Here is a 26,344-nt window from a genome sequence, read left to right as displayed (position 1 = left end):
CCTTTCTCTCGCTCCTTCGCTTATGATGCCCTCACACAGGGTAGCATCCAGACGGTCAGCGGCCGCGTGGCTGGTTGCTGCACACACAGAGATCGGGAGGATTCCCTTATGGCAGACGAACATCCGGGTGGAGCCCCGCAGGCTCAACCGAAAGATGCGCTCATTTCCGGCGTGAAACACATCATCGCGATCAGCAGCGGCAAGGGCGGCGTGGGGAAATCCACCGTCTCCGCCAACCTGGCCTGCGCGTTGGCACTGACCGGGGCCAAAGTGGGCCTCTTGGACGCCGATCTCTATGGCCCCAACATCCCGATGATGATGGGGAGCACCACAGGCCCCGAGCAGAAAGACGGGAAGATCGTTCCGGTCGAAAGTCACGGCGTCAAGCTGATCTCCATGGCCTTCCTCGTTCCGGAAGAAGCGCCGCTCGTCTGGCGCGGCCCGATGGTCCATCAATATCTCCAGGCCTTTTTCAGAGACGTCCTCTGGGGCGAACTGGACTATCTGTTGATCGACTTGCCGCCCGGCACCGGCGATGTCCAGTTGTCGCTATCGCAGATGGTCCCGCTGGCCGGCGCCATCACCGTCACCACCCCGCAGGAAGTGGCTCTCTACGATGTGCGCAAGGGCATGGCGATGTTTCAAAAGGTGAATGTGCCGCTGCTCGGCATCGTCGAAAATATGAGCCACTTCGTGTGCGGCCATTGCGGAGAGCGCACGGAGATTTTTTCCTACGGCGGCGGCGAGCGGGCGGCGGAGAAACTCGGTATTCCGTTCCTGGGCCGCATTCCCATCGATCCCGCGATTCGCGACGGGGGAGACACCGGCCACCCGATAGTGACGGCCAATCCCGACTCGCCCCAGGCCGCCGCTTTCCGCGACATCGCGCAGAAGATCATAGCGGCCGTCGGCGGCCCTGCCGATCAGGGCAAACCGTCAATCGGGAACTTGCTCGACAAGCTGAAGCAACCATTCACCAAGAGCTCATAACTCGATGGAGGCATTCGATGGCAGAGTTCGTACGTGTGGCGGGCACAGCCGATGTGAAACCGGGCCACGGTATGGTGGCGGAAGTGAGCGGCAAAACTCTCGCGGTGTTCAACGTGGACGGCACGTTCCATGTGATCGACAACACCTGTGTGCATCGCGGGGGACCGCTCGGCGAAGGCGACCTGGAGGGTAATGTCGTCGCCTGCCCCTGGCACGGCTGGCAATTCAATATCACGACGGGCGAATGCGTGAAGAATCCCTCGGCCAAAGTCGAGGTCTACCAGGTGAAGGTCGAAGGCACCGACATCATGGCCTTACTCTAGGCCTTCTACAAGAAAGGGGGGCGTATGGCCACCTCGGCGAAAGAGCAAATCGATATCGCGGCCGCACTCGTCAGGCTGTATGTGTTTCTGGCCCAATACCTCGACCGCTGCTTCGACGAGGCGGCGCGCAAGAGCTATCCCGACTCCGAGCTCCAGGGGCATCTGACCGAGACCAGACGGCAGCTCATGGAGATTCTGTCTGTGAATCCCGTGGTGAAGAAAAAGCTCGGGGAAGAGTGCGACCGCATCCTGGCGCTCGGCGCCTCCTGCCTGAAGTCGGGCCCCGCGGACGCCAAGACCCGTGAGGCCATCCAAGCAGAGCGGGCGATTCTCAAGAATAAGACCATTGCCTTGAGCGATCTTGTCGCCGTGTTCCGCGCCTTAGAGTAGTCACCTATGGGGCAACCCGGCCTCGATAAACATCAACTCGCCGGACTCGATGTCCGGGAACGCGGCTTCAGCCGTCCGATCGAATTTGCGCAGACCGAGGAGGGATACCGCGCGATTCTCCGCTATGAAACCACGCGCGTCGAGACCGACCTGCACCCGACGCAAGACGAGGCGCTCCATCTGTTGATACAATTACTTCATGCCCACGGGTATCGGCAATTGCGTACGCAGATGAGCTTTCGCGGCGGCGTGTACCTTGGTTCGCAGGAGATCTGGGTTGAATACCCGGATCCCCGACCGGAACCGGAGCCGGAAGGGTTCCTGACAAGAGTCATGAACTGGTTTCGTCCCCGTACAATCAACGAATAGTGATCAGCCATGAGCTTTATCCCGCTCGACCAGCTTCGATCTTCCCCCCCTGGCTCGTCCCGGACTATCAGCCATCAGCCATCGACTATCGGTTCTTCGAAACGGCTTCCATCCTGGTTCAAAGTGCGAGCGACCACCGGTCCTGACTATCTCGATGTCAAGCAGACGATGGACCGGCTCAAGCTGCATACGATCTGCGAAGAAGCCCGCTGCCCCAATCGCTGGGAATGTTGGAACGCCCGTACCGCCACCTTTCTTATTCTCGGCGATATTTGCACCAGGCGCTGTCATTACTGCTCTGTCGAAACGGGGAGGCCGCAGCCAGTGGATCACGCAGAGCCGCAACGGGTGGCTGAAGCCGTGCTGGCGCTCGGCCTGCGCCATGCCGTCATCACGTCGGTGAACCGGGATGAGTTAGCGGATGGCGGCGCCGGGATCTTTGCCGAGACGATCCGCAAGACCAGACAACTGAGCCCGGCTTGTACCATTGAAGTGTTGATACCGGACTTTGAAGGCAATGAGGCGGCGCTTGCGACCGTCTGCGTCGAGAAGCCGGAGATCCTGAACCATAACATTGAAACCGTGCGTCGGCTGTTCCCGTCGATCAGACCGCAAGGGAAGTATCAGAGGTCGATTGACTTACTTAACAACGCCAAACAGCTAGGCATGACGACCAAATCTGGACTGATCCTTGGGATGGGTGAAACGCTCGACGAAGCCCGCGAAGTCATGCGCGATCTGCGAGTGGTCGGTTGTGACATCATCACCATCGGACAATATCTCCAGCCGACCAGAGATCATCTCCCAGTCGCCCGTTTCTATGATCCTGCCGAATTTGCGCTCTTGAAAGAGGAGGGGGTTACGATGGGATTTACTCACGTCGAATCCGGCCCCCTGGTGCGGAGTTCCTACCACGCCGAGCAACAAGTCTCTTCAAGTTAGGCTCCTGCCCATCCTGATAGGACGCAGCGTTGTGCGATCAGTGGGACAAATCGAGGCACCTCCTCTGAGATCCCGGTCATGAATTGGTCGGCCAGGTTCTGATCCTCAAAGGACTCATACACGTCATCAAGGAATCCGCCACGGAGCAGGGGGTGGTAGAGAAACTCATGGCCCGGGCCAGTCGCGACTTCGAGCGGGTATTCCACCGCTTCGATCCGTTCGAGCCCTTGCGACTCCAGCCAGCCTCGAGCCTCATGCACAGAGGGCCGCTCGGCAAGATACTCCTGAAAGCGTGCCCGTTCTCTTGGCAAACTCCGCCTCACCATTTCCTGATCGACTCGTTGCCAGAGCGAAGCAAAGGTGCCCAGCGAAGGAAACGTCAGCACGATCTGGCCACCGGGTGTGAGATGTTCAATCAATCCTCGCACGGCTTCAACCCGCTTGGGCCGGAAGAACATGACGGACAGATTGCCGGTGATGCGATCAAAAGTAGGGAGGTCGGCAGGCAGCGCCCGCATGTCGGCGCAGTCAAAGCGAAGCCAGGGGAGCTGTGAACCCTGAATGGCTCTGGCGCGAGCCACCTGATGCTGGTTCAGATCAAGGGCCAGAACCTGTCCCGTCGGCCCAACGTGCTCCGCGAGGTAGAAGGCGGGGATTCCATGCCCCGAGGCGACATCGAGAATCCGCAACCCTGGACCGAGATCCAGGTGCAGGAGTAACGATTCCGCAAAGGGCGTGGACCAATAATCGTGCTTGGGAAGAGGCCAGCGAAGAGCGCGATCCGTCATCATCTCCCTACATCATACCCATACAGAGCCGATCGACTCGAAGACGAGTTTGCAGATGAGTAGAGCCGCGCTACCCCATTCAAACATTCTCGATACTCATGTCCGTTAACCGCCAGGCCTGCGGTAATCTCATGTGGCAGAGGCCAAGGCCTTGGTGATGAGTGCTTGCGCTTCGTCTTGAATCTGCTTGAGGTGATCTTTCCCGCGGAAGCTTTCCGCATACAGTTTATACACATCTTCGGTCCCTGATGGACGGGCGGCGAACCAGCCTTGGTCAGTGACGACTTTCAATCCGCCAATGGCTGCGCCATTGCCCGGCGCGGTGGTCATCATGGCGACGATCTTGTCACCGGCGAGTTGGGTCGCTTGAACTTGGGCGGGGGAGAGCTTCGAGAGCACGGCCTTTTGCTCGGGCGTCGACGCGGCATCGATGCGCTCATAGACCGGTTCGCCCAATTCGTCGGTCAGGTCGTGGTAGAGCGCCGCTGGATCTTTGCCGGTCTTGGCCATCACTTCGGCTGCGAGTAAATCCATGATGATGCCGTCTTTGTCGGTGGACCACACGGTGCCATCCTGGCGCAGGAACGACGCGCCCGCGCTTTCCTCGCCGCCGAAGCCGAGAGAGCCGTCGAGCAACCCGCTGACAAACCACTTGAAGCCCACCGGCACTTCGACCAGCTTCCGCTTAAGCTTGGTGGCGACACGATCGATGAGGCTGCTGCTCACCAACGTTTTGCCGATGCCGGCGCCTGGATTCCATCCTGGACGATGGGCAAAGAGGTAGGCAATCGAGGCGGCTAGATAGTGATTGGGATTCATCAAGCCGGCGGTTCTGGTCACAATGCCATGGCGATCGTTATCGGCATCGTTTCCGAAGGCCACGTCGAAGCGGTCTTTGAGCGCAATCAGATTTGCCATGGCATAAGGGGAGGAGCAGTCCATTCGGATCTTGCCGTCCCAATCCAGCGGCATGAAGCGAAAGGTGGGATCGACCGTCGGATTGACAATCTCGATATTCAATCCGTAGCGGTCGGCAATCGGCTGCCAATAGGCGATGCCTGAGCCGCCCAGCGGGTCGATACCGAGCTTCAGCTTGGCGGACTTAATGGCGTCCATGTCGATGACGTTGCCGAGGTCGCCCACATAGGCGCGGATGTAGTCGTGCCGATGGGTGGTCGATGCCTGCCGGGCTTGATTGATCGGCAGGCGCTTGACGCCTCGGAGATTCGCAGCAAGGAGCGCATTGGCCCGGTCTTCGATCCACTTGGTGACCTGGGTATCAGCCGGGCCGCCCTGCGGCGGGTTATACTTGATGCCCCCGTCCTCGGGAGGATTGTGGGAGGGGGTGATGACAATGCCATCAGCCAGCCCGTCCTTCCTCCCTCGGTTGTACGAGAGGATGGCGTGGGAGATGACTGGAGTCGGCGTATAGCCGCCGTCCTCATCGATCATCACGTCCGCGCCATTCGCAGTCAGGACTTCCAGAGCCGTGATCCAGGCCGGCTCTGAGAGTGCATGGGTATCCATTCCGAGATAGAGCGGACCGGTCGTGTGTTGGGAGGCTCGGTATTCGCAAACAGCTTGAGTTATAGCCAGAATATGATCTTCGTTAAAGTTTCCCTTGAGGGATGACCCGCGATGGCCTGAAGTTCCAAAGGCCACACGCTGGCTTCGGACCGTGATGTCAGGCCTGCGGCTCGAGTACTGATCAATGAGTGCCGGAATATCCACGATCATGGATGCCGGCGCGGGTTTGCCTGCAAGTGGATGGAGTGCCATAAGAAGACCTCTCAACCTAAGTGGATGACTCCGGTGGTGTAACCTTCTTCGATAGGCGTGTCAACCAGAGAGAGCGGAAGAAGCTCAATAGAACTGGATCACGGAGTTTTCTAGGGATCTTGCGGATCGATGAGAGGGAGAGGTCCGAGGAGATAGGTCTATTTACATTCTCTCCATTGGAAGACATTGGAATCTTTACAACTCCTATGCTGGACCCTTGAATGGCCCCTGGGAACTCTGCGAAGTCAAACTGCTGACAGAGGGTCGATCGGAAGTAAATCTATTCACAAATCGTGGCTGGCGTATGAATTCAACGCGACACGTTATGCTGCCTTCCTTTCGCGTCTTGAGCACTGTACGGGTCTAAGGTGCACACTTAGTCTGCAAGGGGGATGACGAGTCTCACACGCCCCTGCGGGGCTGACTCCAGCAGCATAACGGTGATCGAGCAGGAGAGTTGTCCTACATCACCTCGCGCCGACGCAAGCTGATCGCTTACCTGCCCAGACACTTCCCCGGAAAACATTCCTGTTTGCATCTGGAGTTCCCATGTCCCCAGATATGTACACCCGGGCCGGACTGTGAATGCGGCCGCAAGGTTGCTGTGCCATTTGCCCAGCGCATCGTCGAAGCTCAGGGCCGTGATCCGGTAACGTCCAATCGGGAGTCTTAGGATGTATGGGCCCTCGATGGGAAGATCGTCGATGAAGAAACGCATTCCTCGGGTCTCCTCGGAAATCCACCATTCGACGTCAGTGGGGTAGCGGAGACCGGTGTGCTGATCTTTCCCGTTGAGCATCAGATGGATCCGGCCAAATACCAGGGCATCTTCAGCCTTCTCGATCTGAAGGTTATCCGGATTCAGCGGCCGCACCGTAGGGGTGCATCCGAACGATGTGATAAGCAGTGCGATGGTTGTCGCAATGACGGGCGCGGTGATGATGCCAGTGGCTATCATATTTCTCTTATACGATCGCATTCCACAACACCCTCTGTGTGAAGAGTACACGGCAGTGGAAAGGCGACTACCATTGCTTCTTCAGCGCCTCAGCACTCAGCATGATGACTTCAATCTCTTCAGTAATCTCCTCCTGGCGCAACGCGTTACCGCTGAGAACAAGTTCCGCCGTCTCCTTCTCCAGCCGGTGGATGGCTTGGTCCATGTGTTGGAAGCGGCGGAGATTCTCGGCCATCAAGGAGCTGTAGAACACCTCATGTAAGAGGCTGAACAAGTGCTGGTCGATGAGATCTTTGGCGAACGTGAACGGGGCTTGGTTGAGAAGCGGGGGGTAGGCGAATCGGGCCGAGTGATGCGGGGATGGTTTCATCGGCTCGTGCACGTGGATCTGGTCTCCTTCGGCCGAGGCACTCCGATGAACAATTGTGAACTCCAAGTGGATCCCCGGTTTCTGGCGTGTCTGCAAGTCTCTGAGCGTCTCCATCAGACTGATGAGCACAGAGGGAACCTCCTCGGCCACAGTAGGACCAGCCAGAGAAGCCTCAACACGTGGGTCATGGTCCAGCTTCGCCGTGAGCTTTCGACCGACAGCGATCAGGAGTGGTTGTTGGAGTGCACGTTCTTTGAAGTGTTGCTCTGCACCATCCAGCAGGCGCTCATTGTAGTCGCCACAAAATCCGCGTTCGGACCCGATAATCAGAAACACCGGTGTGCCCTTACCCATGTGTCGTGTGGCTTCCGGGTAGAAGGTAAAGAAATCCACGGCGGCGGCCTCAATGCTCTCGACGACCCGGCGTTGCGTGGCGAGAAACCGCGTCAACTTTTGTGTCTCCATGAGCGCAAGGTTTCTCATGGCGCGCAGTATGCCGCTGATCTCGCGCAAGGCATGGAGATGGTCTTCCAGTTCTCGACGCCTGCTCACGTGGCGGAACCCTCCTTGAGCCAGCTTGTCACGGCCTCAATCCATTGGTCGTCGCGATTATCCAGAGTGAGTGAACTGTCGCTCAGTTTGGTCGCGATCCGTTGGAGCCACTGCCCGATATGTCCCGGCGGCGTATCGTCAAATAACCCCCGGTTAAACCCGATGAGCCACGCCATCTGAAACTCGATTGGCAGCGGGGACAGCCGGTCTTGTTTCAAGAGTTCCCGCAGGACCCGACCGCGTTTGATTTTGGCTTCCATCGAGGCTTCCAATCGGGCCCCGAAACGGGTGAAGACTTCCAGCTCGAGAAACTGCAGGTAGTCCAGTTTCATGCGTCCTGCCTGTTCCTTTATCCGCGGATGCTGTCCCTTCCCCCCGATCCGTGAGACCGACTTGGTGACATCGATGGCGGGCACCACGCCGGCGGAATAGAGACGGGCGTCGAAGTAGATTTGTCCATCGGTGATGGAAATCAGGTTTGTGGGAATGTAGGTGGCGATTTCTCCCTGGGTCGTCTCGACGATCGGCAAGGCGGACATACTGCCGCCTCCCAGTTTTGATGCCAGACAGGTGGATCGTTCGAGCAAGCGTGAATGGAGAAAGAATATATCGCCCGAATAGGCTTCACGCCCGGGCGGGCGACGCAACAGCAAGGACAGCTCCCGGTACGTCTGCGCGTGGGTGGTGAGGTCGTCGTACACCACCAGCGTATCTTTGCCCTGCCACATCCATTCCTCAGCGATGGCGCAGCCGGCAAAGGGAGCCAGATATTTAAGGCCGGGAAGCGCGGTTGCCTCAGCAGCGACGATGGTGGTGTAGTCCATCGCGCCATAGGCCCGCAACGTCTCCATCGTATTGACGACGCTCGACCGCTTCTGACCGATCAAGGCATACACACAGCGCACGTCCTTTCCCCGCTGATTGATGACCGTGTCCAGGGCAAAGGCCCGCTTCCCGACACCGTTATCTCCGATGATCAGCTGCCGCTGTCCTTTGGCGATGGGGATGAGTGTATCGACGACCTTGCTCCCCGTGTATAGGGGACGGTGGACAAAGTCCCGGGCGACAATGGGTGGCGATGGAGCGAACAGTTCTCGTCGGCTAGGACACTCCGGCGGGGGCTGTCCGTCGAGTGGATCGCCTAACGGGTTGATGACGCGCCCGATCAGCGGGTCTCCGACTGGAAGGCTCAGGCGTTGTCCGGACAGGTGGGCGACCGTGCCGGCAGTCAGCTGGGCTGTCGTTGTCAGCAGGATCCCCCCGAGCCGCTCCTTCGACAGGTCAAAAACCAGTGCGCGGCTTCCGTCTTCGAGAGACAGAACTTCTTCGATGGCGGCGGAGGGGAGTCCCTCGATCCAGACGATGCCATCCCCCACGGACCCCACGCGTCCTTGTTCCAGGATGCGCAACTCCAGGCGGTAGCGTTCGAGCCAGGCTGCTTGGGTGGCGAGGAGCGAGTTACGAGGCATGGGTGGGACTCACAGGGCGCAGTGCCTCGGTAAAGAATTTCAATTCGTCCTGCAGGTTTGCGCCGAGCATCCAGGGACCAAGACTGAGACGGATACCGGCCAGCAAGTGCGCATCTTCCCGCCACTCGCAAGGAATGGCCCGGCCGCTTAACGACTCGAATGTCTCCTGCAGGGACTGCCGCTGGCTTTGGTTGAGTGCATGGGCGCTACTGACAATGACGGCAATGTCAGCCTTTGCGCAAGCCGTCCGGATGGCCTGCCGTCGTTCCTCGGAAAGCCGGCGCAGATCTTCGATAACCAACTCGACCAGCCTTGCTTCCAGTTCGGGACTCGCGAATCGTGACAGGAGCCTGGTTGCGAACTGTCCCCCCTGGGCAATAGCCGCATCTTCCACTTGGCGTGTCAGCTCGTTCAGCCGTCGTTCTTCCAGCGCCTTGGTTTTTTCACGTTCCTGTTCGAGCGAAGACCGGAGAGCGGCTAAGAGGCGAGTTCTTTCTGCGGCTACCTCTTCCAGCATCTGGTTCCGAGCCTTTTCCTTCTCCTCATTCCATCCGGCCTGGCGATGCTCATACTGTTCTCGGAGGGTTTGTGCCTCCTGACGCATCGTGCCCGCGTCGGAGAGGCTGCGCTGGATCTCTGCCTTGCGCTTGGCGATGGCATTGAGTACCGGTTTATAGAGCAGGCGCTTGAGCAGCCAGACCAGAACCAGGAAGTTGAGAATTTCCAGCGCGAAAGTTGACCAATCCAATTCCACGTTTCGCCTTTCCGGATTCGTGACGCGCACGATGACGTCGGCCGCTCGGCTGACCAGTCTTACTTCAGCATGTACTCCAGCAGCGGATTTCTGAAGAGAATGATCAGGACGATGACCAAACAGTAGATGGCTAGAGACTCGATCATGGCCAGGCCGATAAACAAGGTGCGGGTAATGGACTTTTCCGCTTCCGGTTGCCTGGCCAACGCCTCCAGGGCTTGGGTAATGGCTCGTCCCATCGCAATGGCCGGCCCGAGGGTGCCGATCGCGATCGCAACGGCGGCGATTACCGTGGACGTTATGGTGAACCACGTCATGTCTCGCATAGGTCATCCCTTCTCTGATTGTAATCTCAACTCTTGTGTCTGAATGGCGCCGGCCAGGTATATTAATGCCAGCACGCCGAAAATATAGGCCTGGATCAACGCTTCAACGATATGCAGCATCAAGAGAGGAATGGGCGCCAGAAAACCGGCTACCAGCAGAACCAACAAAGCCGCCATCTCGAGGCTCATCATATTCCCGAACAGACGGACCGCCAAGGTGAGCGTGCGTGTGATCTCACTGATGAGGTGAAACGGAAGCAGAAGTGGCGAGGGGGTTAGGTAGTGGCGAAGGTACTGCTTCACTCCCTCGATGCGGATGCCGAACCAGTGCACCGATAAGAAGACCAGGATGGCCAGAGCCGCTGTCACCGACAGATCACCTGTCGGTGCATGCAGACCTGGAATGAGTCCGATCAGGTTGGCCAAGACGACGAAAATCCATAACGTGGCAATGAAGGGGAAGACTCGGTCCGAATGGCCGGGCAGGACAGCACGAATGGCATCGTCGATGGCTTCGACCGCACCTTCGCAAATCACTTGCAGCGGGCTGGGCTGGAGGCCAAGCTGTCTCGTCCCAAGCCAGGAGAAAAGCGCTAACGCCAGCATGATTCCCCAGGTCACGACGACCGACTGCGTGATATGGACTGGACCAATTTGCAGTATGATCTCCCGTGAGGCACCGAATCCCGTCATCGTTCACTCCTTTATAAAGAGATAGGCGTTCACCACTCCGATACCCACCCCCAGAATAATCAGACTCAAGGTCCAACGGAGCGAATACCCTTCTACCAGTCCGTCGAGCCAACGGCCCAGATACGCCCCTACGATGACCGGCACAACGAAGAGTAGACCGAGCGTGCCCAGGTAAGCCGTTTGCGCAAGCAGTGTCGGACGATCCTTCTCGGCCTGTTGTATGCGACTAAGTTGTTTCGTCACTTGCTGCTTCAATTCGTCATGGTTCTTCATAGGTTCGGTTCTCGGCCGCGGCCCAGACTCCACAGACGCTTGAACATTTCCTCTTCCAACCGCCGCAGGCTTTCCTTGACCTGATGTAATGAAACTTCCTCGGCCCGCAATTGCTCGTCCAACGCGAGCGTGATGCGGGTGCAGTCGCGATCGCGAAGGTATCGTCTGGTACTGAGGAACAGTTCGTTGTTGGTGAAGTACACTATCGCTCCCGGGAGGGCGAGGAATTCCCACTCGTCGTTCGCCATGCGAAAGCGAGCCAAGCCGAACAACAGTGGTGTCATCGTGCGTTCGTGGCCTGCCATGATGCCGAAGCTCCCGGAAGCATCCTGCCCCACGAAGGCGGTCACGTTGTCCAGACGCTCATATTGCGTGGCGCTTTGCAGATGGAGGACGAAACTCCTCATCGCGACGCCTCCCTCATCCTGCCGCGCATATAGCACTGATCTTCCGGCACATCGTCGAACTCGCCGCGCAGGAAGGCTTCACAGTCCTGAAGGGTCTGCTGCAGTGAAACAGAAGCACCGGCGATGCCGGTGAAGGCGGATGTGACGTGAAATGGCTGCGTGAGATATCGTTGCAGTTTACGCGCGCGCACCACAATCCGGCGGTCCGTCTCAGAGAGTTCTTCCAGACCGAGCATGCTGATGATGTCTTCCAGTTCACGGTACCGGGCGAGGTGCTCTCGTACCCCCTCGGCTACGCCATAGTGCCGGTCTCCGAGGAAATGCCGGTCCATCAGTTTGCTACTGGATTGAAGCGGATCGACGGCCGGATAGAATCCCTTGCTGGCTTGGGAGCGCGTGAGTATCACGCTGGTATCAAGGTGGTTGAGGATGCTGGTGACGGCCGGGTCGGTCATGTCGTCCGCCGGCACATAGATGGCCTGCACGGACGTAATCGCACCTTGGGTCGTCGAGATGATCCGGTCTTGGAGTTCGGCGACCTCGCTCATCAATGTCGGCTGATAGCCAACAGTCGCAGGCATCCGCCCCAGGAGTCCGGAGATCTCACTCCCGGCCTGGACAAAGCGAAACACATTGTCCACCAGGAACAACACTTCTTTACCCAGGCTGTCTCGCAAGAATTCGGCATAGCTGAGTGCCGCGAGGCTGACCCGAAACCGTACCCCTGGCGACTCGTCCATTTGGCCGAAGACCATCAGCGTGTGCGGCATGACTCCGGCCTGCTGCATCTCATGCCACAGTTCGTGCCCTTCGCGGATCCGTTCGCCGACGCCGGCGAATACCGAGACACCCTGGTGGAGTGCCACAATGGCATGCATAAACTCAGTGATAAGGACCGTCTTGCCGATTCCGGCTCCGCCGAACAGGCCTGTCTTGCCTCCCCGGATAAAGGGACAGAGCAAATCGATGACCTTGATCCCTGTCTCAAGAATTCCGCTCGCGCTGACCGTCTGGTGGAGAGGCACGGGTTGACCGAGGATGTTGCGAAACTGCTTGCTGCTCAGAGCCGGTCCCCCATCCAGCGGTTCGCCGAAGACGTTCAACAAGCGACCGAGACAGTCCGGAGACACCGGCACGCGTAATGGTGCGCCTGTATCAAAGACCGGCATTCCCCGCTGCAACCCGCCTGTGCTGTGAAGGGTAATCGCTCGAACGTGACGCTCGTCGAGGTGTTGGTAGACCTCGAACGTGTAGCGCTCGCTGTCGAGGGCGGAACAGAGCGCCCGATGGAGAGGAGGTAAGTGGTCGCAGGCGATATCGACAACCGGCCCATGGACAGCAGCAATTATCCCGATGGGATCCTCGTCAGACGCTCGCGCGTGTATCATCATCTCCGCCATCACGCTGAGGCTTCAGCTACGGGTGATTGAGCAGTTCGTTCTGCTTCGGGCCATAAAAGAGCGGTATCTCTGTCAGCGGAGAAGCAATTTCGATACCTTTGATGCGCTCAGCTTCCAGGATCACGAAAAACAACAGGTTCGATCAATTGCGCTCCCTCAGCAGGTCGGAGCGGAGGGAGTTATGTGGGGAATTGTTCTACGGGGGGCATTTCCGGGGCTGCCCAGAAAAGCCTCAATATGTCTCCAAGGAATGCAGGTTTTTCAATGTCGGTTGTGAGCCATCGCTGTTTAGTTATGTCGAGTTGAGTCAACTTGACACAGTCGCACGCTTTTTATTGTGATGGGGTGGCCGAGAACAGTGGCAGCGAGGTAGAGATGAATACCACGATCGGATGCCGATGGACGATTCGTTAAACAAGAGGAAGCTCGATTCTTGATGCGTCAAGCAGTTTCTGCAGGTCATAACGGAGCAAATCGCCGATACGATCGATGGTCAGGTCTGCCGGAGGAAAGCTCGCCAATGTCTTGGGATTGTGCGCGTAGTGCCCTTGACGGGGAAACACGGTGGTCACCCGGGATCCCCAGCGTGTCTTGATGGCAGTGAGGATGCGAAGCTTGTCGTCCACCAGTACATAGTGATCGGCAGGGTACCGATGTTCGACGTCGTTCAACTCTTGCTCCTTGTGAACGTATATGAGTACATGTTCATCGACAATCTCGAACAGTCCCGATCGTTCAATCTTCCGCGGCTGGAAGACGACATCGCCATCGGAAAGGATCACTGGCTTGCCCCATTGCTTGAGATGTGTAATGACGCCGAGCGTGCCGGGAAACAAGCGATCAGCGAAGGGGTAGTTCACGAGAAAGCGAGACACCGTCAGCAGGTGTGGGTCGCGCGGGTATTCGAGACGATAGCGCTGTAGCGCACCCAGGTAGTCGGCATAGCCCAGTTCACTCCGCAACTGCTCGAAGATGGTCCAATACAACTGCTCCCGCGCGTGGCCGACTTCCTGCTCCAGATGGCGTTTCAGATCGGCCGTGACCCGATCGTTGTCCAGCAGCGTATTGTCCACATCCAGCAGGAAGACGACGGTCGGCGATCCCATGCAACCTCCTTATATGCGAATGATCGGGCGGCCCTCTCGAGGTATTCTCGTCGGGTTCTCTCGATTCATACAGGAGCACTTCATATCAGTCCCATCCCGTTCCCTGCAGGGCGGCAAGAGTGCTGATCGAGCCATCAAGTGATTCTTGTCTGGTTACCGTCATGGCTGCCATCACGCAGAGCCTTCAGTTACAAGCGATCAAGCAGTTCTTTCTTCTTCGCAGCATATTCTTCCTCTGTGACCAATCCTTGCTCCCATAATCGCTTCAGTCGCTCCAGCCGTTCTTCCACCGGGCCGGGCTGAAGTGTCGGTCGCGGCGATGAAGACACTGTGGGGGGCTCCGGTCGCACGATCGATCGGTATTGGATCACCACCTGGCTCGGTTGCGAGGAGCTGAATAGAATTGGGCCTTCGCCCTTGGTGTGCACCAGAGTCTGATATTCACCGGGAACCAGCTCATACCGGAGTCCAGGCTGTCTACGAAGTGGCTCCTCCCATAGGAGCGCACGGATGCCAGGCAGCGTGACCGCTGTCCGGTAGTTAGCCAAAACCAGATGGAGCGAGTTTTCTGTGACAAACCAGCTGCCCGTGGTGATCTCGGTGAGTTCCGGTGTGCGTGAGCGAGCTATGCCGAAGACCACCGCTTCTTCCGGTCGAGCTTCAGCAAAGGCTTTGCTCAAGGCGATGCTGAAAAACTGGATGTCCTCAGCCGTAAAGGCTTCGACGATCGGTCCTGTCGTGCTGCCGAATAGAAATCCTTCGGACCGGCTCTGGACGCGAATACCTTGTAGCAGTCGGGCCCAGGCAACGGAATCTAACAGGAGGGGATGGGAATAGTGTGCTCCCTTCTGTTCCGGTGTCTGGCCCACATCGACCTGAAGCCGGACGAACCGATTGTGTTCTTCACACATCCCACAGGGGATGCGGGTTTGCGGGGAGGCAGCCAGACTCGACGCTCTGCCTACGAGTGCGTTGGACATGGCTATGAGAAATAGCACAAGGATCATCCGGCATAGTCGGGAACGCCTCATGCTCACAACGGCCTCTCTTCCCTTCATAACCGTTCCTCTCATACCCGCATGAAGATGCGGCGTCCTGTCAATCAGGCCCTCGGCGAAATGCCGGACCTTGATCAGAAGGCGAAATCCAACCCCCCGAGCAAGGTCTGACCCAGCAAATCGCCGCCCGCTGTCCCGACTCCCTTGGATCGATAGGTGTTGTATTCGACATGCAGAGCAATATCGGTTCGGCTCGATTGGTGGATGTAATACCGGGCCAGGACCGTCTGGGAGTCGACGTTGTTGTAGTGTTTGCTGAAGGTGGGATCCCCTTGGTGCTCGTTCCGGATCACATCATAGCGATAAGAAAATAACCAGCCAGGCATCTCGAACAGCGGAAGGAGCGTCGGGTACCAATCCAGTTCCACGAAGGCCCCGTTCCACGATGCGTCCTGCGCATTGACGATCCCTTGTGACACAAACAAGTTTTTGCTGTCGTTGCCATGCATTACAGCGCCAAAGAGATTCCACTCGCCGTCGAAGGTCGTGCTTACGTCGAACCCCACGCGACTAAACGGTTGTCCGCTTCCCGCCACCGCCTGGCATGTGGGGCAGGTGGCATTCACCATGGTCGGCGCGTTGCCATAGGCGCCAAAGACTCCGATCCGGTGGCCGGTCACAATCCCATAACCTCCGAACGACTGGGTCATATGGCCATAGAAATTGACGTTGCTACCTCCCGTGCCGCAGCTGGTCCCCGTGGGGCATCCGCCGAGCGGGCCTGAGAATGTATTCGTGCTGAGCCCCGCGAGGCTGTAACGGAAAAACCCGCCGGTGGCCGCCGTTTTGGTGATGCCGGCCAGTTCGACGCCCGGTGAATTTTCTCCGATCGAGAACGAGTTGGGGTTTGCGTAGGTACTGGTCGATGTCCCGCTGATTGTGGCGGTGTACGGGGTCCCAGGGATGTAGTGATACATCACGAAGGGCGTGTTGAGAGTAGGACTCCGCTTCTCACTGAACGGCACATCCAGTTCAAACTTCCCGACCTTCAGATTCAGGAGATACGTCCCAGGCTCCCCTTTGACACCCAGAAACCGTTCAAGCCGATTGATCCGGACATACGCAGACTCCAAATCACTGTCCGACGCGCCTGTGCCAAATCCGGCGCTCCCGAGGCCAGGTGTAAACACCAGGCCGAATGAGATGTCGCGGTGCAGGGTGCCAAAACTTAAAATGTCCAGCCCCGTAAACCCGAATCCACCGGTCGTGACTCCACTGCCATCCGTTCGCACATTGGCTGCCTGGTAGCCGACGGTCGTTCGCAGCGAGACCGGCCAGTATCCCATGGTGATGCTTTCGTGAGTGGGCAGGTCGACATCCGCGCCGAATTGATATCCCTGGTCGCGAAATTGGTTCCCGAAATCGTTGAGCTTCGGAAATCCCGGGACGTGGCAGACGTTGCATGCGATTCCATACTTTCGTGCAAATGCGGGAACCGCATTGGCCGTAGGCACCAGGCCGCTGATTTCGTAACTGAGCAGACCGATCAGTCCAAGCACACAGACGACGAGGCCGCGTCTTGTGATTGTGAGACGGTTCATGGCTCTATCTCCTCCATGTAGACCCGCACGGTTCGACCTATTGATGACGCCGCGGATACTGTGCTCCTCGATGGGCCGGCCAAGCAGCCTGATGCTATGAATGTGCGGTGCAAAAAGTTCTGATATACGCCACGAGTTTCCACCCGTCCTCTTCCGACAGCATCCCGGGAATCATTGGCTTCATTCCCGTGCCCGGACTGCCGTTTTTGATAATCCAAAACAATTCCCCGTCCTCCCGTTCTTTCTGAAAGGCGCAATCCGTGAAATCGCGTGGCGGATGCGGGGGGTGCATATGCGCAGCAGGCCCGTCGCCTTTGCCGCTGGTCCCATGACAGAGAGCACAACGCCCTTTGCCCTCGTAGAGCGCTTTACCCCCGGCCACGATTTCTGGCTGGGCTGTACGAGCGTCGCCAAAGGGGGCCTTATAGCTGAGGGCCTCCTTCATGGCGGAAGGGGGGACTCGGTCTTCCGTAGGGTGGCGCGGGGCACAGGCCGCTACGGTCACCACGGCCACCATGGCCGGGAGTATGAAGTAGCCTAAAGCGGTTCGGTAATGCATCGATACACCTCCTCACGTGCATGAGCAATGCCGTATGGCTTTGAGCGGCGCTCTTCTCTGACAATTCTCTCCACAGGCAAATCACATTCCTGGCGACTGTCCAGTCTCACGGGAAATACAACGCCAGGGTAACCATGTGGTCTTTTCTAGGAGGGGATAGTGCGCAATTCTAAAATCCCTCAGAGGTGTAGCTTTATGCGCCAGATGCTTCGCTCAACATGCCCGGAATGCCACAGTAATTTTGAGGGCAAGGCCGGATTGGAAAACCCTTACTTTGCTTGGGCAGGGCCTTGGAAGCCAGGGGAATGCTGTTCGGCTCAGGGTAGGCGATGGCGGGCGATTATTCACTGTTTCCATAATATGAGTGACTCCTCCAGCGGCACCTGTGCCTCAGGATGAAACGGTATGATGCGAGGCGTAAAGTGGTGGGCAGGGCGAGTGGATGGGCAATCTGCCAGGAAGAGATAGCCGTTAACGGCACCGGGGAGCGCTTCCTGCCTCCGCATAACCAGCCGTGTGGGGCGGTCATGTTCGTTCACGGGATCGGCGTACAATTCCACTTGGAGACGATCCGGATACAGGTCTCCAAAGTAGACCTGTGCTTCGAAGTGCCAGTGTGGATCTACCCTGGTCACATGGACGTCGCCGAACCGGACTCCTTTCCATCCATCTCGTACCTCCGCATGCCACTCTTCCAGTTCAATCGCCAGCTTCCCTCCATGGTCGAGACGATGTTTCAGTGACGTACTTGCCGGAGCATAGATCGTGTCCACATATTCGCGCACCATCCGGTTGCCGCTGAATTGCGGGGTGAGACGGGACATGCTGGCTCTGATACGCCTCAGCCACGCGTGCGGGATGCCTGCGTGGTCGCGCTCATAAAACTCCGGGACGACCTGTTGCTCCAAAAGCTCGTATAATTGTGTGGCTTCCGCCGCATCGTGCCCCGGTTCATGATGCTCTCGGCCGTCCCCCAGCGCCCAGCCGACATCCGGTGCATAGGCCTCGGCCCACCAGCCGTCCAGTTCTGACAAATTCAGTCCCCCGTTGACGAGCACCTTCATTCCGCTGGTCCCGCAGGCTTCCCAGGGCCTCCGGGGAGTGTTGAGCCAGACATCGATCCCGGCCACCAGGAATTGGGCCAGCGTCATATCGTAGTCCTCGAGGAACACAATACGGTCCCAGACATCGGACCGTACGGCGAAACGAGTCATCGCATGCACCAGGCGTTTCCCTTCCTCATCTTGAGGGTGCGCCTTGCCTGCCACGATCAACTGGACTGGACGGTCAGGATGACACAGCATACGGGCAAGCCGATCTGGATCCTGCAGCAGAAGGGTCGGCCGTTTGTACTCCGCGAACCGCCTGGCAAATCCCACGGTGAGCGTATTGGGATTCAGAATGTGTTCGGCTTGCTGGACATGTGCCGGCGCCGCGCCGCGCTCTTGCATCTGGCGCACCAGACGGTGGCGCGCATAGCGGATCAGCGCCTGCCGATGGGAGGCGCGGAGAGCCCAGAGATCTTCATCGCAGACCTTCTCGATGGAAGAGCGCACGTTATCGAGGTTGCCTCGCCAGCGGTCTTCGCCGCAAGTCTGCGTCCAGAGTGTATCCGCCTCCTGTGAGTCCCAGGAAGACACATGCACGCCGTTGGTCACATGTCCGATCGGGACTTCACGCTGAGGCCAGTTCGGAAAGAGCGGCTGAAGAATGCCCCGGCTGACAGATCCATGGAGGAGACTGACGCCATTGACTGTTCCACTCCCGTGCATGGCGAGGTATGCCATGTTGAAGGGCTCCTCTCCGTTGCTCGCATCCTTGCGGCCCAGGGCTAACAGCTCGTCGAGCGGCACACGGAGCCAGTCTGCAAATGCGGCCGCATAGGGGCGAATCAACTCCTGGGAAAACCGGTCGAAGGCGGCTTCGACCGGTGTATGGGTGGTGAACACGTTGCCGGCCCTGGTTGCCCGGAGCGCCACCGGGAATGGCTGCCCTGTCTGACGCATGAAAGTGAGTGCGCGCGCGAGCACCGCAAACGCGGCATGTCCCTCGTTCAGATGACAAATCTCTGCCTTGATGCCGAGTTCTTCGAGCACGCGCCAGCCGCCAATCCCGAGAATGATCTCCTGGGTCAGGCGCGTCCTCGGTTCCGAGGGGTAGAGATGAGCCGTGACGCCGCGGTCGGCAGGGGTGTTGAGGAGATCGTTGCTGTCCAGCAAATACAGCGTCACCTTTCCCACACGGGCCTGCCAGACCCGCAATAAGAGCGGTCGCCCCGGCAAGTCCAGGTGGATTCTCAATCCCCGGCCTTCGCGGTTTGGCGCCGGAGTGATTGGAAGCATCATGGGATCGTTATAGGGAAAGGCCTCGCTTTGCCGGCCATCCGGATCCAATATTTGTCGAAAGTATCCCTGTTGGTAGAGGAGTCCGATTCCCACGACCGGTACCCCTAAATCGCTCGCGGCTTTCAGGAAGTCGCCCGCCAAAATGCCCAGGCCCCCGGAATAAATCGGGAGCGCCTCACCCAGCCCGAATTCCATACTGAAATAAGCGATGCGTTTCAGCTCGCGTTCTCCATGTTCGCGCCCGAACCAGCCTGGGTCTTGCTGATAGCGCTGCCGTTGCGCCAGCCAGTTCCGCAGCTGCTCTTTAAAATCAGGATCTGCCGCCGCCTCGTCCAGACGAGCCTGAGAGACATTCTGAAGAATATAGTAGGGATTGCCGGTACGCTCCCATGCCTCGGGATCCAGTGCGTCCCAAAGTCTGTCCGTGGAATGGCTCCAAGTCCAGCGCAGATCGAGTGCGAGATCAGCCAGGCCCTCGAGCCCTGGCGGGAGAGGCCGGTTAAAAAAATACGCTAGCATGCGTTCCTGCTCCTTGGTTCCCGCCCGAGTGCCCCGCTTGTGGGGGTATCGCGTGTGGAGGTGTTCTCGGCCATCTTCAGCGCCCGTATCCTCTAGTAGATAATGGGCGGCCGCTTGTCACCAATGACCAGCATCAGCCGGCGGTATTTCAGCGGTCGATCTGGATTGCGGGTGTAGTGGGACAGATCTTCAGACACTTCCGTCCGGTTGAGCGGCACTGAGATGCGTTGTGTGATGTGAGGCACGCGAGTTTCTATGGCAAGGTCGACCAGCTCCGTATTGCAGCCGGTCACTTCGGCGTTCAACCCTTGTTCGTCGAGGAAATGCACCGTGACCCGTTCTTCATGGTCAATCCACGGCTGGATCGCCGCCATCTTTTCTTCAGTGGTCATATGCGCCTCCTTTCCCCTTCCCAAGGACTCCGACCGGGAACCATGCTCATATGAAACGCCTGTTTGATGAGTTCGTCAACCGGGGAGGGCGCGACCCTGTTCGAGCTCTTGGGTGATGCAGCCACCAAGCCTGGATCAAGCCTCCCGTGAACGGCGCAACGCCGAGCACGGCACGCTTCCAAACAGGGAACGGTGAATGCCCGTGCCATGAGAGAACATGGGTTCCAATGCGCATGTGTGCTCCCGATGGCCACGGCGATGATGGGGGTGGCCCGCTTCAGAAGAAGCCGGCCGGTGCATCTCCATGTCCACACTCCGCGACCTGCAACCTATGCCATCGCTGCGGGAACGCGCCATGTAATCATTGCGACCTTGACGGCATCGTTCACGACGAGGCACGAGATCATCGCATAGACGAATACCACTAGCGTCTTCCACCAGGGCAATGGTATGAGACTCGGAAGCCCCACAAGCGTGAGCGCCGTGCCGGCCAGCACGTACACCGCGAGCGCCGCCACGAGGGTCTTGCTGGGCATCGTCGCCCAGAACCGCCGTCGTTCTCTCGCGGATAGGATGGAGAACGCGGCGAAGTAGAGCAGTGTCAGAAAGCTGAAGCTAAAGAGTGCCGGGTCGTTCGTCGCCAGACCGAATCGCGACCAGCCGATCCATAAGAGGAGGACCGCTGCAAGCGTCACGGGAACCGACGCGGCGGCAATAGCCGGAGCCTTCCCATCTGATGGCGACGAACGATACAGCTCCAGGCCAGATATCTTAGTGACCGTTTCTAACGTCACGATCCTCCGTTCCTTATGACCCCCGACCGGTTCTAGCGAACCGCGCTCGTTCCCTTCCGAATCTCGGATGGTCAAGCGCTCCGATTCTGAGGAGTGGCCCGTTCGGGCCAGGCTTGAGGACCGGCCCAAACGGGCCACAGGCGTTTCACCCCGGTATCCCGCACCTACGAAGTCGGATGCAGGCTTGTTATGTGATACAGGGACCGCGCGTGACCCTTATCGGTCACGTAGGCTTCGACCTTATCCCCGGCTTTGAAGGTACCCTCTAGGTGCGTGGTCTTGTCGACATGGAGACGCACTTCATGGCCGGCGGTATCGTGCACGGTATAAAACTCCCCCTCAATCTTTAGCACGTCCCCTTCGACAATCTTCGAGCCAGGGGTGGCCATCTTCCCGGCCGCGGTTAAGTGGATCATGGACCGAGCGTGGCCCTTATCGGTCACGTGGGCCTCGACCTTGTCCCCAGCCTTGAAGGGACCGCCCTCCAGATGCGTGGTCTTGTCGACATGCAGGCGCACTTCATGGCCGGCCGTATCATGCACGGTGTAAAACTCCCCCTCAATCTTCAGCACGTCCCCCTCAACAAGCTTAGAGCCTGCTGCATAGGAGAAGGTTGCGATTCCGATACAGCTGATCAGCGTGAGCCCGAACAGAGCGGTAAGCCACTTCATACTGTCTCCTTCCGGTTAGTGAATGGGTTTAGGTTGATCGGCGCTGACATGTTGTCAGCGTATCTCCTGTTATCGGTGCAAACTAGCTGCGGAGTCTCCTGGCGATGCAGTAAGGACAATGAGCGGCCAATCCGTCCTCATTTGTATGACTCATCCACTTTTCATGCCGGTGTTGCTGCGAGCTTGTAGATTTCCCTCGCCCCGCAGGACTCCCGTCATGGAGTCCTGCCGTAAAGCGGACAGGTACTAAGTCTGCAACGAGGATGCCACTGCCACGATTCCAGACGTCGACTCCAGGAATAGAACAAGAATCTCACTACTGAGAACTTATCGCGCTCGGTGAGCAAGCAGCCAGGCAGGACTGCGGGGGGTTGTGCCGAAACAAAATGGCACGGCATGTCAGAATGGCACACATGCAAGGGAATGACGGACCTCATGCGCGACAGATTGGCAGATCGCGGATCTTCGATGCCGGTCATGTTTTCGGAGAATCCTCCGGCGGACGGCATCCCTGCAGTCCTGCTCCTGGATTGGGTCTCGTCTGCAAATCATTCCATCTCACAACGCTATCTACTGTGCTGAAGCTGTGCGAGCAAATGTTCATACGGCTTGGAGGTCATATGCCAAATACCGGGGCGAAGGGGATGATCCAAATCGTCGATCACCAGATAGACGACGTAGGCCAGCAGGGCGATGCTGAGGGTGAAGAGATAATCGAGCCACAGATGTTTCACGCCGATGAACAACGACAGCACGATCACCAATCCATCGGCGAATCCCACCGTGGCTTTTAATATCGTCGGCATGCGCCGCTGGCCGGAGTGTAGGCGGGCTTCCCGGTGACGCAGAAGGTCACCGATGATCCCAACGGTGGTCATTCTGAGTTTCGTATGCTGCAAGAGTGCGGACGCCTCTTGCTGGACTACGGCGAGAGCCTGTCCGGCGGCCTCACCCTCGCCTGACGCGTTGGCCCGCCATTCGTGCTGAATCGTGACGGTCAAATATTGGCTCATCGCTTTTCGCAATTGCATTCCAAGATCGGGGACATGCTGGGACCACAACCAGAGGGACCGTAGCGAGCTGACCTCGCCCTTGATCGCCTCCATGAAGTCGTTCCATTGATCCCATTCATGCTGGATAACAAACCCGGCCAGGATGCTGAAAATGAGACAGACCGCAGAGTACAACCAAGGGAGGCCTCCCAGGTCTTCCATGTCATCTCTGATCACGGTCCTCGTCACATCCGCCGCATGAAGGAAAAAGAACATAATTGAAAACAGCACCGCAAAGATCACGATCTTTCCCGCGAGTCTCATAGGGCTCGGTCCTCTCCTGATGGTGAGCACACGTTGTTCGGAACCGTTCATCGTGTTAACGCGCTGAGCGAACCAGTTTATAAGAGGCGTTCAAGCCGGCTACCGTATGACACTCGGCAAGGGTGGGGTAGTTGAACATCGTCGCCAGAAAGGGTATTCACTGAAGCTCACGTTCGACCAACCGGGCTTCCACCTCCAGATGGTTACTTTCCAAGTGTTGTCGTTGGCGGCGCAATTCCTCCACGGCTTTCACCTATTGCGGCCGGTGTTGGCGCCACTGGTCCAGCAGTTGTCCTTTCTCGTCAGGGCTTTGGGAAGCCCGTTGAAGCAGGTCACGCGCCAAGACGAGATGGTTGCGCTGTAAGATCCATTGCTCCTGATGCCTTGGGAGGAAACTTCTCGCTGGTCAGCAGAATAGTGTCCACGCTTGCACATGCAGCGAAGAGCAGGCAGGGGCCGAGGATCGACAGAGTCGCAAAGAATCCATTTCCGAGAGGCGGCTTCAAGATCCCGTACGGGAAAAGACTCATATGTTCCTCGCTCTCCTCCGGTTCACGTCCCGTAATCATGTCGACAGTTTATTGAATGCGTCCAGGGCCGCCACCTTGTAACATTCCGCCAGCGTCGGGTAATTGAACACCGTTCGCAGAAAATAATTCAGTCCGCCGTTGAGATCCAGTACGGCCTGCCCGATATGAATCAGTTCCGTCGCGCCGGTTCCGATCGCATGAACACCAAGAAGGCGCTTATCTTCCCGGTGAAAGAGGAGCTTGACCAAACCGCTATCGTCCCCGAGAATTTGTCCCCTGGCGATCTCTCGATAGCGGGCGACTCCGCTTTCATAGGGAACGCGCTGTTCGGTCAGTTCGTGCTCCGGCGGTCCGGCCATGGAAATTTCCGGAATGGCATAAATGCCAACCGGTAAATGCGCGGGAAGAGGTTCGACCTCGACCCCAAACGCGTGACAAGCCACCTGCCGTCCTTGCGAGGCGGAGGTGGAGGCGAGGCTCGGATAGCCGATGATATCGCCGGCGGCAAAGATGTGCGGGACCTCCGTCCGAAAGTGAGCATCCACAGTCAATCGTCCCCGCTTGTCCGCGGTTAAACCGGCGGCGGCAAGATTGAGTCGATCGGCGGCTCCGGTTCTCCCCACCGAATAGAGCACCGATTCGGTCACGATGCGCTTTCCTGACTCCAGAGTTATCACGACTCGGCGTGGTCGCTCCTCCGCCAGTTCCAGTCGTTCGACTGCTTCGCCCAGTCGGAAAGTCACGTTACGACTCCGCATTTGATGCATCAACTCATCCACGATCTCCGAGTCCAGAAACTCCAGGAGTCGCGTCCGCTTGTCTACCAGTGTGACGTTGATCTTCAATGCGGCCAGCATGGAAGCATATTCGATGCCGATGATGCCCCCGCCAATGATGGTCATCTTGCGGGGGAGCGTCTTGAGTTTCACCATGTCGTCGCTGGTCAGAATTGCCTCTCCATCAACCGGCACGCCCTCCGGTTGCGCAGGAACAGTTCCGACCGCGATGAGAATGTTTGCCGCTGTCACAATCCTGGATTCCTGCCCACCGATCACTGTGACGGTATGCGCGTCTTGAAAAGATGCCTCGCCTTGAATCAATGCGACATCGTTCCGCCCAAGCTGATCCGCGACGACCCCGACTTCCCGCTTCGTCACGTCCGCGACCCGCGCCAGCAGTTGCTCCGCCGTGGGCCGACTGTCGAAGTGCGTTCCTAGATGTTGTTCCACATGGTGGGCGGCGCACATAAAGGAGAGCACGGCTTCGCGAAAGGTCTTGCTGGGGATCGTGCCGGTTTCTACGCAGACGCCTCCGAGGAGCCGTCTGCGTTCAATGACCGCAACACGTTTGCCCAATTTGGCAGCTTGAATCGCCGCCCGCTGCCCGGCCGGGCCGCTCCCGATGCATAACAGATCGAAGTCATAGGCCTGTGTCATTACTGAGCACCCTCGTGTTCATCTTAGAACGGGATGAACCGCGTCTGCTGCTTCCACGAAAGCCCGTGGGACGGTAATCCGACGGTCGGCCGGCTGGATATCGTCTTGGGCCGCAAGGAGCCTCGCGGGCGCTCCCGAAGTACAATCCAAAGGCGCCTGTGCTCGCCATTCCGTAAGATTTCCACTTCGACTTGTTGTCCTGCTGCCAGAGGTTTGATGGCTTTGGCGAACGTTTCGGGATCGATTGTGGGATGCCCATTGAGGGACAGCAGAATATCTCCACCCAACACCCATGGAACATCTTCGACCGTCAGGCGAAGGGTTCCCGACTTCACCCCGGCCTCCGCTGCAGGACTCCCGTCCTCCACATCTTCAATGATCAAGCCTCCGGCCAGGGGAATCGCAAAGAGCGCAATCATCTGATCCGCGGGAAACTTGCCCCCGATGCCCAGCCAAGGCCGCGTGATGCTTCCCTTGGCAGTGAACTCAGCCAGAACTTCTTTGGCAGTGTTGATAGGAATCGCAAACCCGATGTTCTGCGCTCCCATCAGGGTCGCGGTTGTGATGCCGATCACCTCTCCTTTCGAATCCACGAGCGGCCCGCCGCTGTTGCCGGGGTTGATCGGAGCCGTGGTTTGGATGATGCGGGTCGGAGTGGTATCCGGTAGTCCGGTTGCCGGTCCCAGCCCGCTGATAATGCCGCTGGTGAGGGTGAATCCCAGCCCAAATGGGCTGCCCACGACGAGGGCCTGCTGTCCGATGTGAAGGGTTTTCGAGTCACCCAGCGCCACCGTCGGATAGCCGTGCTTGGCCGGCGGGAGTCGCAGAATGGCGATGTCCTGAGCTGAATCGAGGGCAAGGAGCTCGGCGGTGACCCGATTCCCGTCGAAGAGCGTGACGGCGATGATGGTGGCACCGTCCACGACATGGGCATTGGTCAGCACAGTTCCTGATTTTTCGATTATAAACCCGGCGCCGACACCTGTGGTACTTGGATCGGAGAGCGGGTGGAGCGAGTCATAGATGACGGAGAGATAGACCGTGGCCGGGGCAAGATGTTGGTAAAGACGGACGAGCTGGTCTTCATTCCGGTCATGCGCGAGAACAGTGATTGGGGCGGATGCGGCCATGCACAATATTCCGCCTAGGAGCAGGGATATGGCTGGGTGTTTCATCATGAATCTCCTATGTAAGTGGTGGCGAGCGATCTGTGTTCCGCTCCTGCACATACGTGGTCACCAAACCTGAGACGTATCAGCCTAGATCCGTGGGTCTCAGCGCTCCCCTGGGGCAT

The 26,344-nt window shown here is 58.1% G+C and carries 28 protein-coding genes; 6 read left to right on the top strand and 22 right to left on the bottom strand.

Annotated elements, in window-relative coordinates:
* Positions 1–108 precede the first annotated feature (108 nt).
* Genes ACO9S2_RS15025 through lipA form a run of 5 tightly spaced genes read left to right on the top strand, consistent with a single transcriptional unit; the run spans position 109 to position 3,014 of the window.
* Positions 109–990: an Mrp/NBP35 family ATP-binding protein gene (locus ACO9S2_RS15025; RefSeq protein WP_423723196.1), complete on the top strand. Its 882-nt coding sequence runs from the start codon at positions 109–111 to the stop codon at positions 988–990.
* A gap of 17 nt (positions 991–1,007) precedes the next feature.
* Positions 1,008–1,313, top strand: coding sequence for a Rieske (2Fe-2S) protein (locus ACO9S2_RS15020; RefSeq protein ID WP_423723195.1), 306 nt, complete (start codon positions 1,008–1,010; stop codon positions 1,311–1,313).
* A 24-nt stretch (positions 1,314–1,337) separates the two neighbouring features.
* The gene (locus tag ACO9S2_RS15015) at positions 1,338–1,703 is read left to right on the top strand and encodes a hypothetical protein (RefSeq protein ID WP_423723194.1); all 366 of its coding nucleotides are present in this window, start codon (positions 1,338–1,340) and stop codon (positions 1,701–1,703) included.
* A 6-nt stretch (positions 1,704–1,709) separates the two neighbouring features.
* Positions 1,710–2,072: a hypothetical protein gene (locus ACO9S2_RS15010; protein WP_423723193.1), complete on the top strand. Its 363-nt coding sequence runs from the start codon at positions 1,710–1,712 to the stop codon at positions 2,070–2,072.
* 9 nt (positions 2,073–2,081) lie between these two features.
* A complete protein-coding gene (gene lipA, locus ACO9S2_RS15005) occupies positions 2,082–3,014 on the top strand; it encodes a lipoyl synthase (protein WP_423723192.1) in 933 nt (310 codons plus the stop codon).
* Here the strand turns inward: lipA and ACO9S2_RS15000 are convergent.
* From ACO9S2_RS15000 to ACO9S2_RS14905, 20 genes are all read right to left on the bottom strand, one after another.
* Positions 3,011–3,805 carry a class I SAM-dependent methyltransferase gene (locus ACO9S2_RS15000; RefSeq protein WP_423723191.1) on the bottom strand — a complete coding sequence of 265 codons (795 nt, stop codon included), beginning with the start codon at positions 3,803–3,805 and terminating at the stop codon, positions 3,011–3,013. The two genes, lipA and ACO9S2_RS15000, sit on opposite strands and share 4 nt — an antisense overlap.
* A gap of 126 nt (positions 3,806–3,931) precedes the next feature.
* A complete protein-coding gene (gene pgm / locus ACO9S2_RS14995) occupies positions 3,932–5,581 on the bottom strand; it encodes a phosphoglucomutase (alpha-D-glucose-1,6-bisphosphate-dependent) (protein WP_423723190.1) in 1,650 nt (549 codons plus the stop codon).
* Between the two features lie 376 nt (positions 5,582–5,957).
* Positions 5,958–6,539 (bottom strand): hypothetical protein, encoded by a 582-nt coding sequence (locus tag ACO9S2_RS14990; RefSeq protein WP_423723189.1) that lies wholly within the window; start codon positions 6,537–6,539, stop codon positions 5,958–5,960.
* Positions 6,540–6,606: 67 nt separating this feature from the next.
* On the bottom strand, positions 6,607–7,461 hold the full coding sequence (locus ACO9S2_RS14985; RefSeq protein ID WP_423723188.1) for a F0F1 ATP synthase subunit gamma: 855 nt from the start codon (positions 7,459–7,461) through the stop codon (positions 6,607–6,609).
* Positions 7,458–8,930 carry a F0F1 ATP synthase subunit alpha gene (locus ACO9S2_RS14980; RefSeq protein ID WP_423723187.1) on the bottom strand — a complete coding sequence of 491 codons (1,473 nt, stop codon included), beginning with the start codon at positions 8,928–8,930 and terminating at the stop codon, positions 7,458–7,460. Before ACO9S2_RS14980 ends, ACO9S2_RS14985 begins: the two co-directional genes overlap by 4 nt.
* On the bottom strand, positions 8,920–9,684 hold the full coding sequence (locus tag ACO9S2_RS14975; RefSeq protein WP_423723186.1) for a F0F1 ATP synthase subunit delta: 765 nt from the start codon (positions 9,682–9,684) through the stop codon (positions 8,920–8,922). Before ACO9S2_RS14975 ends, ACO9S2_RS14980 begins: the two co-directional genes overlap by 11 nt.
* Positions 9,685–9,743: 59 nt before the next feature.
* A complete protein-coding gene (locus ACO9S2_RS14970; RefSeq protein WP_423723185.1) occupies positions 9,744–10,010 on the bottom strand; it encodes a F0F1 ATP synthase subunit C in 267 nt (88 codons plus the stop codon).
* Positions 10,011–10,013: 3 nt separating this feature from the next.
* Positions 10,014–10,703 (bottom strand): F0F1 ATP synthase subunit A, encoded by a 690-nt coding sequence (locus ACO9S2_RS14965; RefSeq protein WP_423723184.1) that lies wholly within the window; start codon positions 10,701–10,703, stop codon positions 10,014–10,016.
* A 3-nt stretch (positions 10,704–10,706) separates the two neighbouring features.
* Positions 10,707–10,976 (bottom strand): AtpZ/AtpI family protein, encoded by a 270-nt coding sequence (locus tag ACO9S2_RS14960; RefSeq protein WP_423723183.1) that lies wholly within the window; start codon positions 10,974–10,976, stop codon positions 10,707–10,709.
* On the bottom strand, positions 10,973–11,383 hold the full coding sequence (locus ACO9S2_RS14955) for a F0F1 ATP synthase subunit epsilon (RefSeq protein WP_423723182.1): 411 nt from the start codon (positions 11,381–11,383) through the stop codon (positions 10,973–10,975). The genes ACO9S2_RS14960 and ACO9S2_RS14955 overlap by 4 nt, the downstream gene beginning before the upstream one ends.
* Positions 11,380–12,774 carry a F0F1 ATP synthase subunit beta gene (gene atpD / locus ACO9S2_RS14950; protein ID WP_423723181.1) on the bottom strand — a complete coding sequence of 465 codons (1,395 nt, stop codon included), beginning with the start codon at positions 12,772–12,774 and terminating at the stop codon, positions 11,380–11,382. The genes ACO9S2_RS14955 and atpD overlap by 4 nt, the downstream gene beginning before the upstream one ends.
* A 419-nt stretch (positions 12,775–13,193) precedes the next feature.
* Positions 13,194–13,889 (bottom strand): HAD family hydrolase, encoded by a 696-nt coding sequence (locus ACO9S2_RS14945; protein ID WP_423723180.1) that lies wholly within the window; start codon positions 13,887–13,889, stop codon positions 13,194–13,196.
* 188 nt (positions 13,890–14,077) lie between these two features.
* On the bottom strand, positions 14,078–14,800 hold the full coding sequence (locus ACO9S2_RS14940) for an SHOCT domain-containing protein (RefSeq protein ID WP_423723179.1): 723 nt from the start codon (positions 14,798–14,800) through the stop codon (positions 14,078–14,080).
* 221 nt (positions 14,801–15,021) lie between these two features.
* A complete protein-coding gene (locus ACO9S2_RS14935) occupies positions 15,022–16,488 on the bottom strand; it encodes a hypothetical protein (protein WP_423723178.1) in 1,467 nt (488 codons plus the stop codon).
* A gap of 94 nt (positions 16,489–16,582) precedes the next feature.
* A complete protein-coding gene (locus ACO9S2_RS14930; protein ID WP_423723177.1) occupies positions 16,583–17,047 on the bottom strand; it encodes a c-type cytochrome in 465 nt (154 codons plus the stop codon).
* 344 nt (positions 17,048–17,391) lie between these two features.
* The gene (gene glgP / locus ACO9S2_RS14925) at positions 17,392–19,911 is read right to left on the bottom strand and encodes an alpha-glucan family phosphorylase (RefSeq protein WP_423723176.1); all 2,520 of its coding nucleotides are present in this window, start codon (positions 19,909–19,911) and stop codon (positions 17,392–17,394) included.
* Between the two features lie 92 nt (positions 19,912–20,003).
* Entirely contained in the window at positions 20,004–20,303 is a 300-nt protein-coding gene (locus ACO9S2_RS14920) for a hypothetical protein (protein ID WP_423723175.1), read from the bottom strand.
* A gap of 329 nt (positions 20,304–20,632) precedes the next feature.
* Positions 20,633–21,097: a hypothetical protein gene (locus tag ACO9S2_RS14915; protein WP_423723174.1), complete on the bottom strand. Its 465-nt coding sequence runs from the start codon at positions 21,095–21,097 to the stop codon at positions 20,633–20,635.
* Between the two features lie 164 nt (positions 21,098–21,261).
* Positions 21,262–21,768 carry a hypothetical protein gene (locus tag ACO9S2_RS14910; protein ID WP_423723173.1) on the bottom strand — a complete coding sequence of 169 codons (507 nt, stop codon included), beginning with the start codon at positions 21,766–21,768 and terminating at the stop codon, positions 21,262–21,264.
* Positions 21,769–22,334: 566 nt separating this feature from the next.
* The gene (locus tag ACO9S2_RS14905) at positions 22,335–23,084 is read right to left on the bottom strand and encodes a hypothetical protein (RefSeq protein WP_423723172.1); all 750 of its coding nucleotides are present in this window, start codon (positions 23,082–23,084) and stop codon (positions 22,335–22,337) included.
* 106 nt (positions 23,085–23,190) lie between these two features.
* Between ACO9S2_RS14905 and ACO9S2_RS14900 the strand changes: the two genes are divergently transcribed.
* The gene (locus ACO9S2_RS14900) at positions 23,191–23,448 is read left to right on the top strand and encodes a hypothetical protein (RefSeq protein WP_423723171.1); all 258 of its coding nucleotides are present in this window, start codon (positions 23,191–23,193) and stop codon (positions 23,446–23,448) included.
* Between the two features lie 201 nt (positions 23,449–23,649).
* On the opposite strand, the gene sthA is transcribed toward ACO9S2_RS14900, so the two are convergent.
* Both sthA and ACO9S2_RS14890 read right to left on the bottom strand, forming a co-directional pair.
* Positions 23,650–25,050: a Si-specific NAD(P)(+) transhydrogenase gene (gene sthA, locus ACO9S2_RS14895; protein ID WP_423723170.1), complete on the bottom strand. Its 1,401-nt coding sequence runs from the start codon at positions 25,048–25,050 to the stop codon at positions 23,650–23,652.
* 23 nt (positions 25,051–25,073) lie between these two features.
* Positions 25,074–26,228 carry a S1C family serine protease gene (locus ACO9S2_RS14890; RefSeq protein ID WP_423723169.1) on the bottom strand — a complete coding sequence of 385 codons (1,155 nt, stop codon included), beginning with the start codon at positions 26,226–26,228 and terminating at the stop codon, positions 25,074–25,076.
* Positions 26,229–26,344: the final 116 nt, after the last annotated feature.

It is taken from the genome of Nitrospira sp. NS4, from assembly GCF_049546785.1.
Lineage (GTDB): Bacteria > Nitrospirota > Nitrospiria > Nitrospirales > Nitrospiraceae > Nitrospira_D.
Note: the sequence above shows the minus strand (reverse complement) of the source record. Positions and strands in the feature narration are given on the sequence as shown.

Excerpts from the sequence above, each read along its gene's own strand:
- ACO9S2_RS15025 (WP_423723196.1), top strand. The coding sequence starts at position 109 with ATGGCAGACGAACATCCGGGTGGAGCCCCGCAGGCTCAACCGAAAGAT.
- ACO9S2_RS15020 (WP_423723195.1), top strand. The coding sequence starts at position 1,008 with ATGGCAGAGTTCGTACGTGTGGCGGGCACAGCCGATGTGAAACCGGGC.
- ACO9S2_RS15015 (WP_423723194.1), top strand. The coding sequence starts at position 1,338 with ATGGCCACCTCGGCGAAAGAGCAAATCGATATCGCGGCCGCACTCGTC.
- ACO9S2_RS15010 (WP_423723193.1), top strand. The coding sequence starts at position 1,710 with ATGGGGCAACCCGGCCTCGATAAACATCAACTCGCCGGACTCGATGTC.
- lipA (WP_423723192.1), top strand. The coding sequence starts at position 2,082 with ATGAGCTTTATCCCGCTCGACCAGCTTCGATCTTCCCCCCCTGGCTCG.
- ACO9S2_RS15000 (WP_423723191.1), bottom strand. The coding sequence starts at position 3,805 with ATGATGACGGATCGCGCTCTTCGCTGGCCTCTTCCCAAGCACGATTAT.
- pgm (WP_423723190.1), bottom strand. The coding sequence starts at position 5,581 with ATGGCACTCCATCCACTTGCAGGCAAACCCGCGCCGGCATCCATGATC.
- ACO9S2_RS14990 (WP_423723189.1), bottom strand. The coding sequence starts at position 6,539 with ATGATAGCCACTGGCATCATCACCGCGCCCGTCATTGCGACAACCATC.
- ACO9S2_RS14980 (WP_423723187.1), bottom strand. The coding sequence starts at position 8,930 with ATGCCTCGTAACTCGCTCCTCGCCACCCAAGCAGCCTGGCTCGAACGC.
- ACO9S2_RS14970 (WP_423723185.1), bottom strand. The coding sequence starts at position 10,010 with ATGCGAGACATGACGTGGTTCACCATAACGTCCACGGTAATCGCCGCC.
- ACO9S2_RS14965 (WP_423723184.1), bottom strand. The coding sequence starts at position 10,703 with ATGACGGGATTCGGTGCCTCACGGGAGATCATACTGCAAATTGGTCCA.
- ACO9S2_RS14960 (WP_423723183.1), bottom strand. The coding sequence starts at position 10,976 with ATGAAGAACCATGACGAATTGAAGCAGCAAGTGACGAAACAACTTAGT.
- ACO9S2_RS14955 (WP_423723182.1), bottom strand. The coding sequence starts at position 11,383 with ATGAGGAGTTTCGTCCTCCATCTGCAAAGCGCCACGCAATATGAGCGT.
- atpD (WP_423723181.1), bottom strand. The coding sequence starts at position 12,774 with ATGATGATACACGCGCGAGCGTCTGACGAGGATCCCATCGGGATAATT.
- ACO9S2_RS14945 (WP_423723180.1), bottom strand. The coding sequence starts at position 13,889 with ATGGGATCGCCGACCGTCGTCTTCCTGCTGGATGTGGACAATACGCTG.
- ACO9S2_RS14940 (WP_423723179.1), bottom strand. The coding sequence starts at position 14,800 with ATGTGTGAAGAACACAATCGGTTCGTCCGGCTTCAGGTCGATGTGGGC.
- ACO9S2_RS14935 (WP_423723178.1), bottom strand. The coding sequence starts at position 16,488 with ATGAACCGTCTCACAATCACAAGACGCGGCCTCGTCGTCTGTGTGCTT.
- ACO9S2_RS14930 (WP_423723177.1), bottom strand. The coding sequence starts at position 17,047 with ATGCATTACCGAACCGCTTTAGGCTACTTCATACTCCCGGCCATGGTG.
- glgP (WP_423723176.1), bottom strand. The coding sequence starts at position 19,911 with ATGCTAGCGTATTTTTTTAACCGGCCTCTCCCGCCAGGGCTCGAGGGC.
- ACO9S2_RS14920 (WP_423723175.1), bottom strand. The coding sequence starts at position 20,303 with ATGACCACTGAAGAAAAGATGGCGGCGATCCAGCCGTGGATTGACCAT.
- ACO9S2_RS14910 (WP_423723173.1), bottom strand. The coding sequence starts at position 21,768 with ATGAAGTGGCTTACCGCTCTGTTCGGGCTCACGCTGATCAGCTGTATC.
- ACO9S2_RS14905 (WP_423723172.1), bottom strand. The coding sequence starts at position 23,084 with ATGAGACTCGCGGGAAAGATCGTGATCTTTGCGGTGCTGTTTTCAATT.
- ACO9S2_RS14900 (WP_423723171.1), top strand. The coding sequence starts at position 23,191 with ATGACACTCGGCAAGGGTGGGGTAGTTGAACATCGTCGCCAGAAAGGG.
- sthA (WP_423723170.1), bottom strand. The coding sequence starts at position 25,050 with ATGACACAGGCCTATGACTTCGATCTGTTATGCATCGGGAGCGGCCCG.
- ACO9S2_RS14890 (WP_423723169.1), bottom strand. The coding sequence starts at position 26,228 with ATGATGAAACACCCAGCCATATCCCTGCTCCTAGGCGGAATATTGTGC.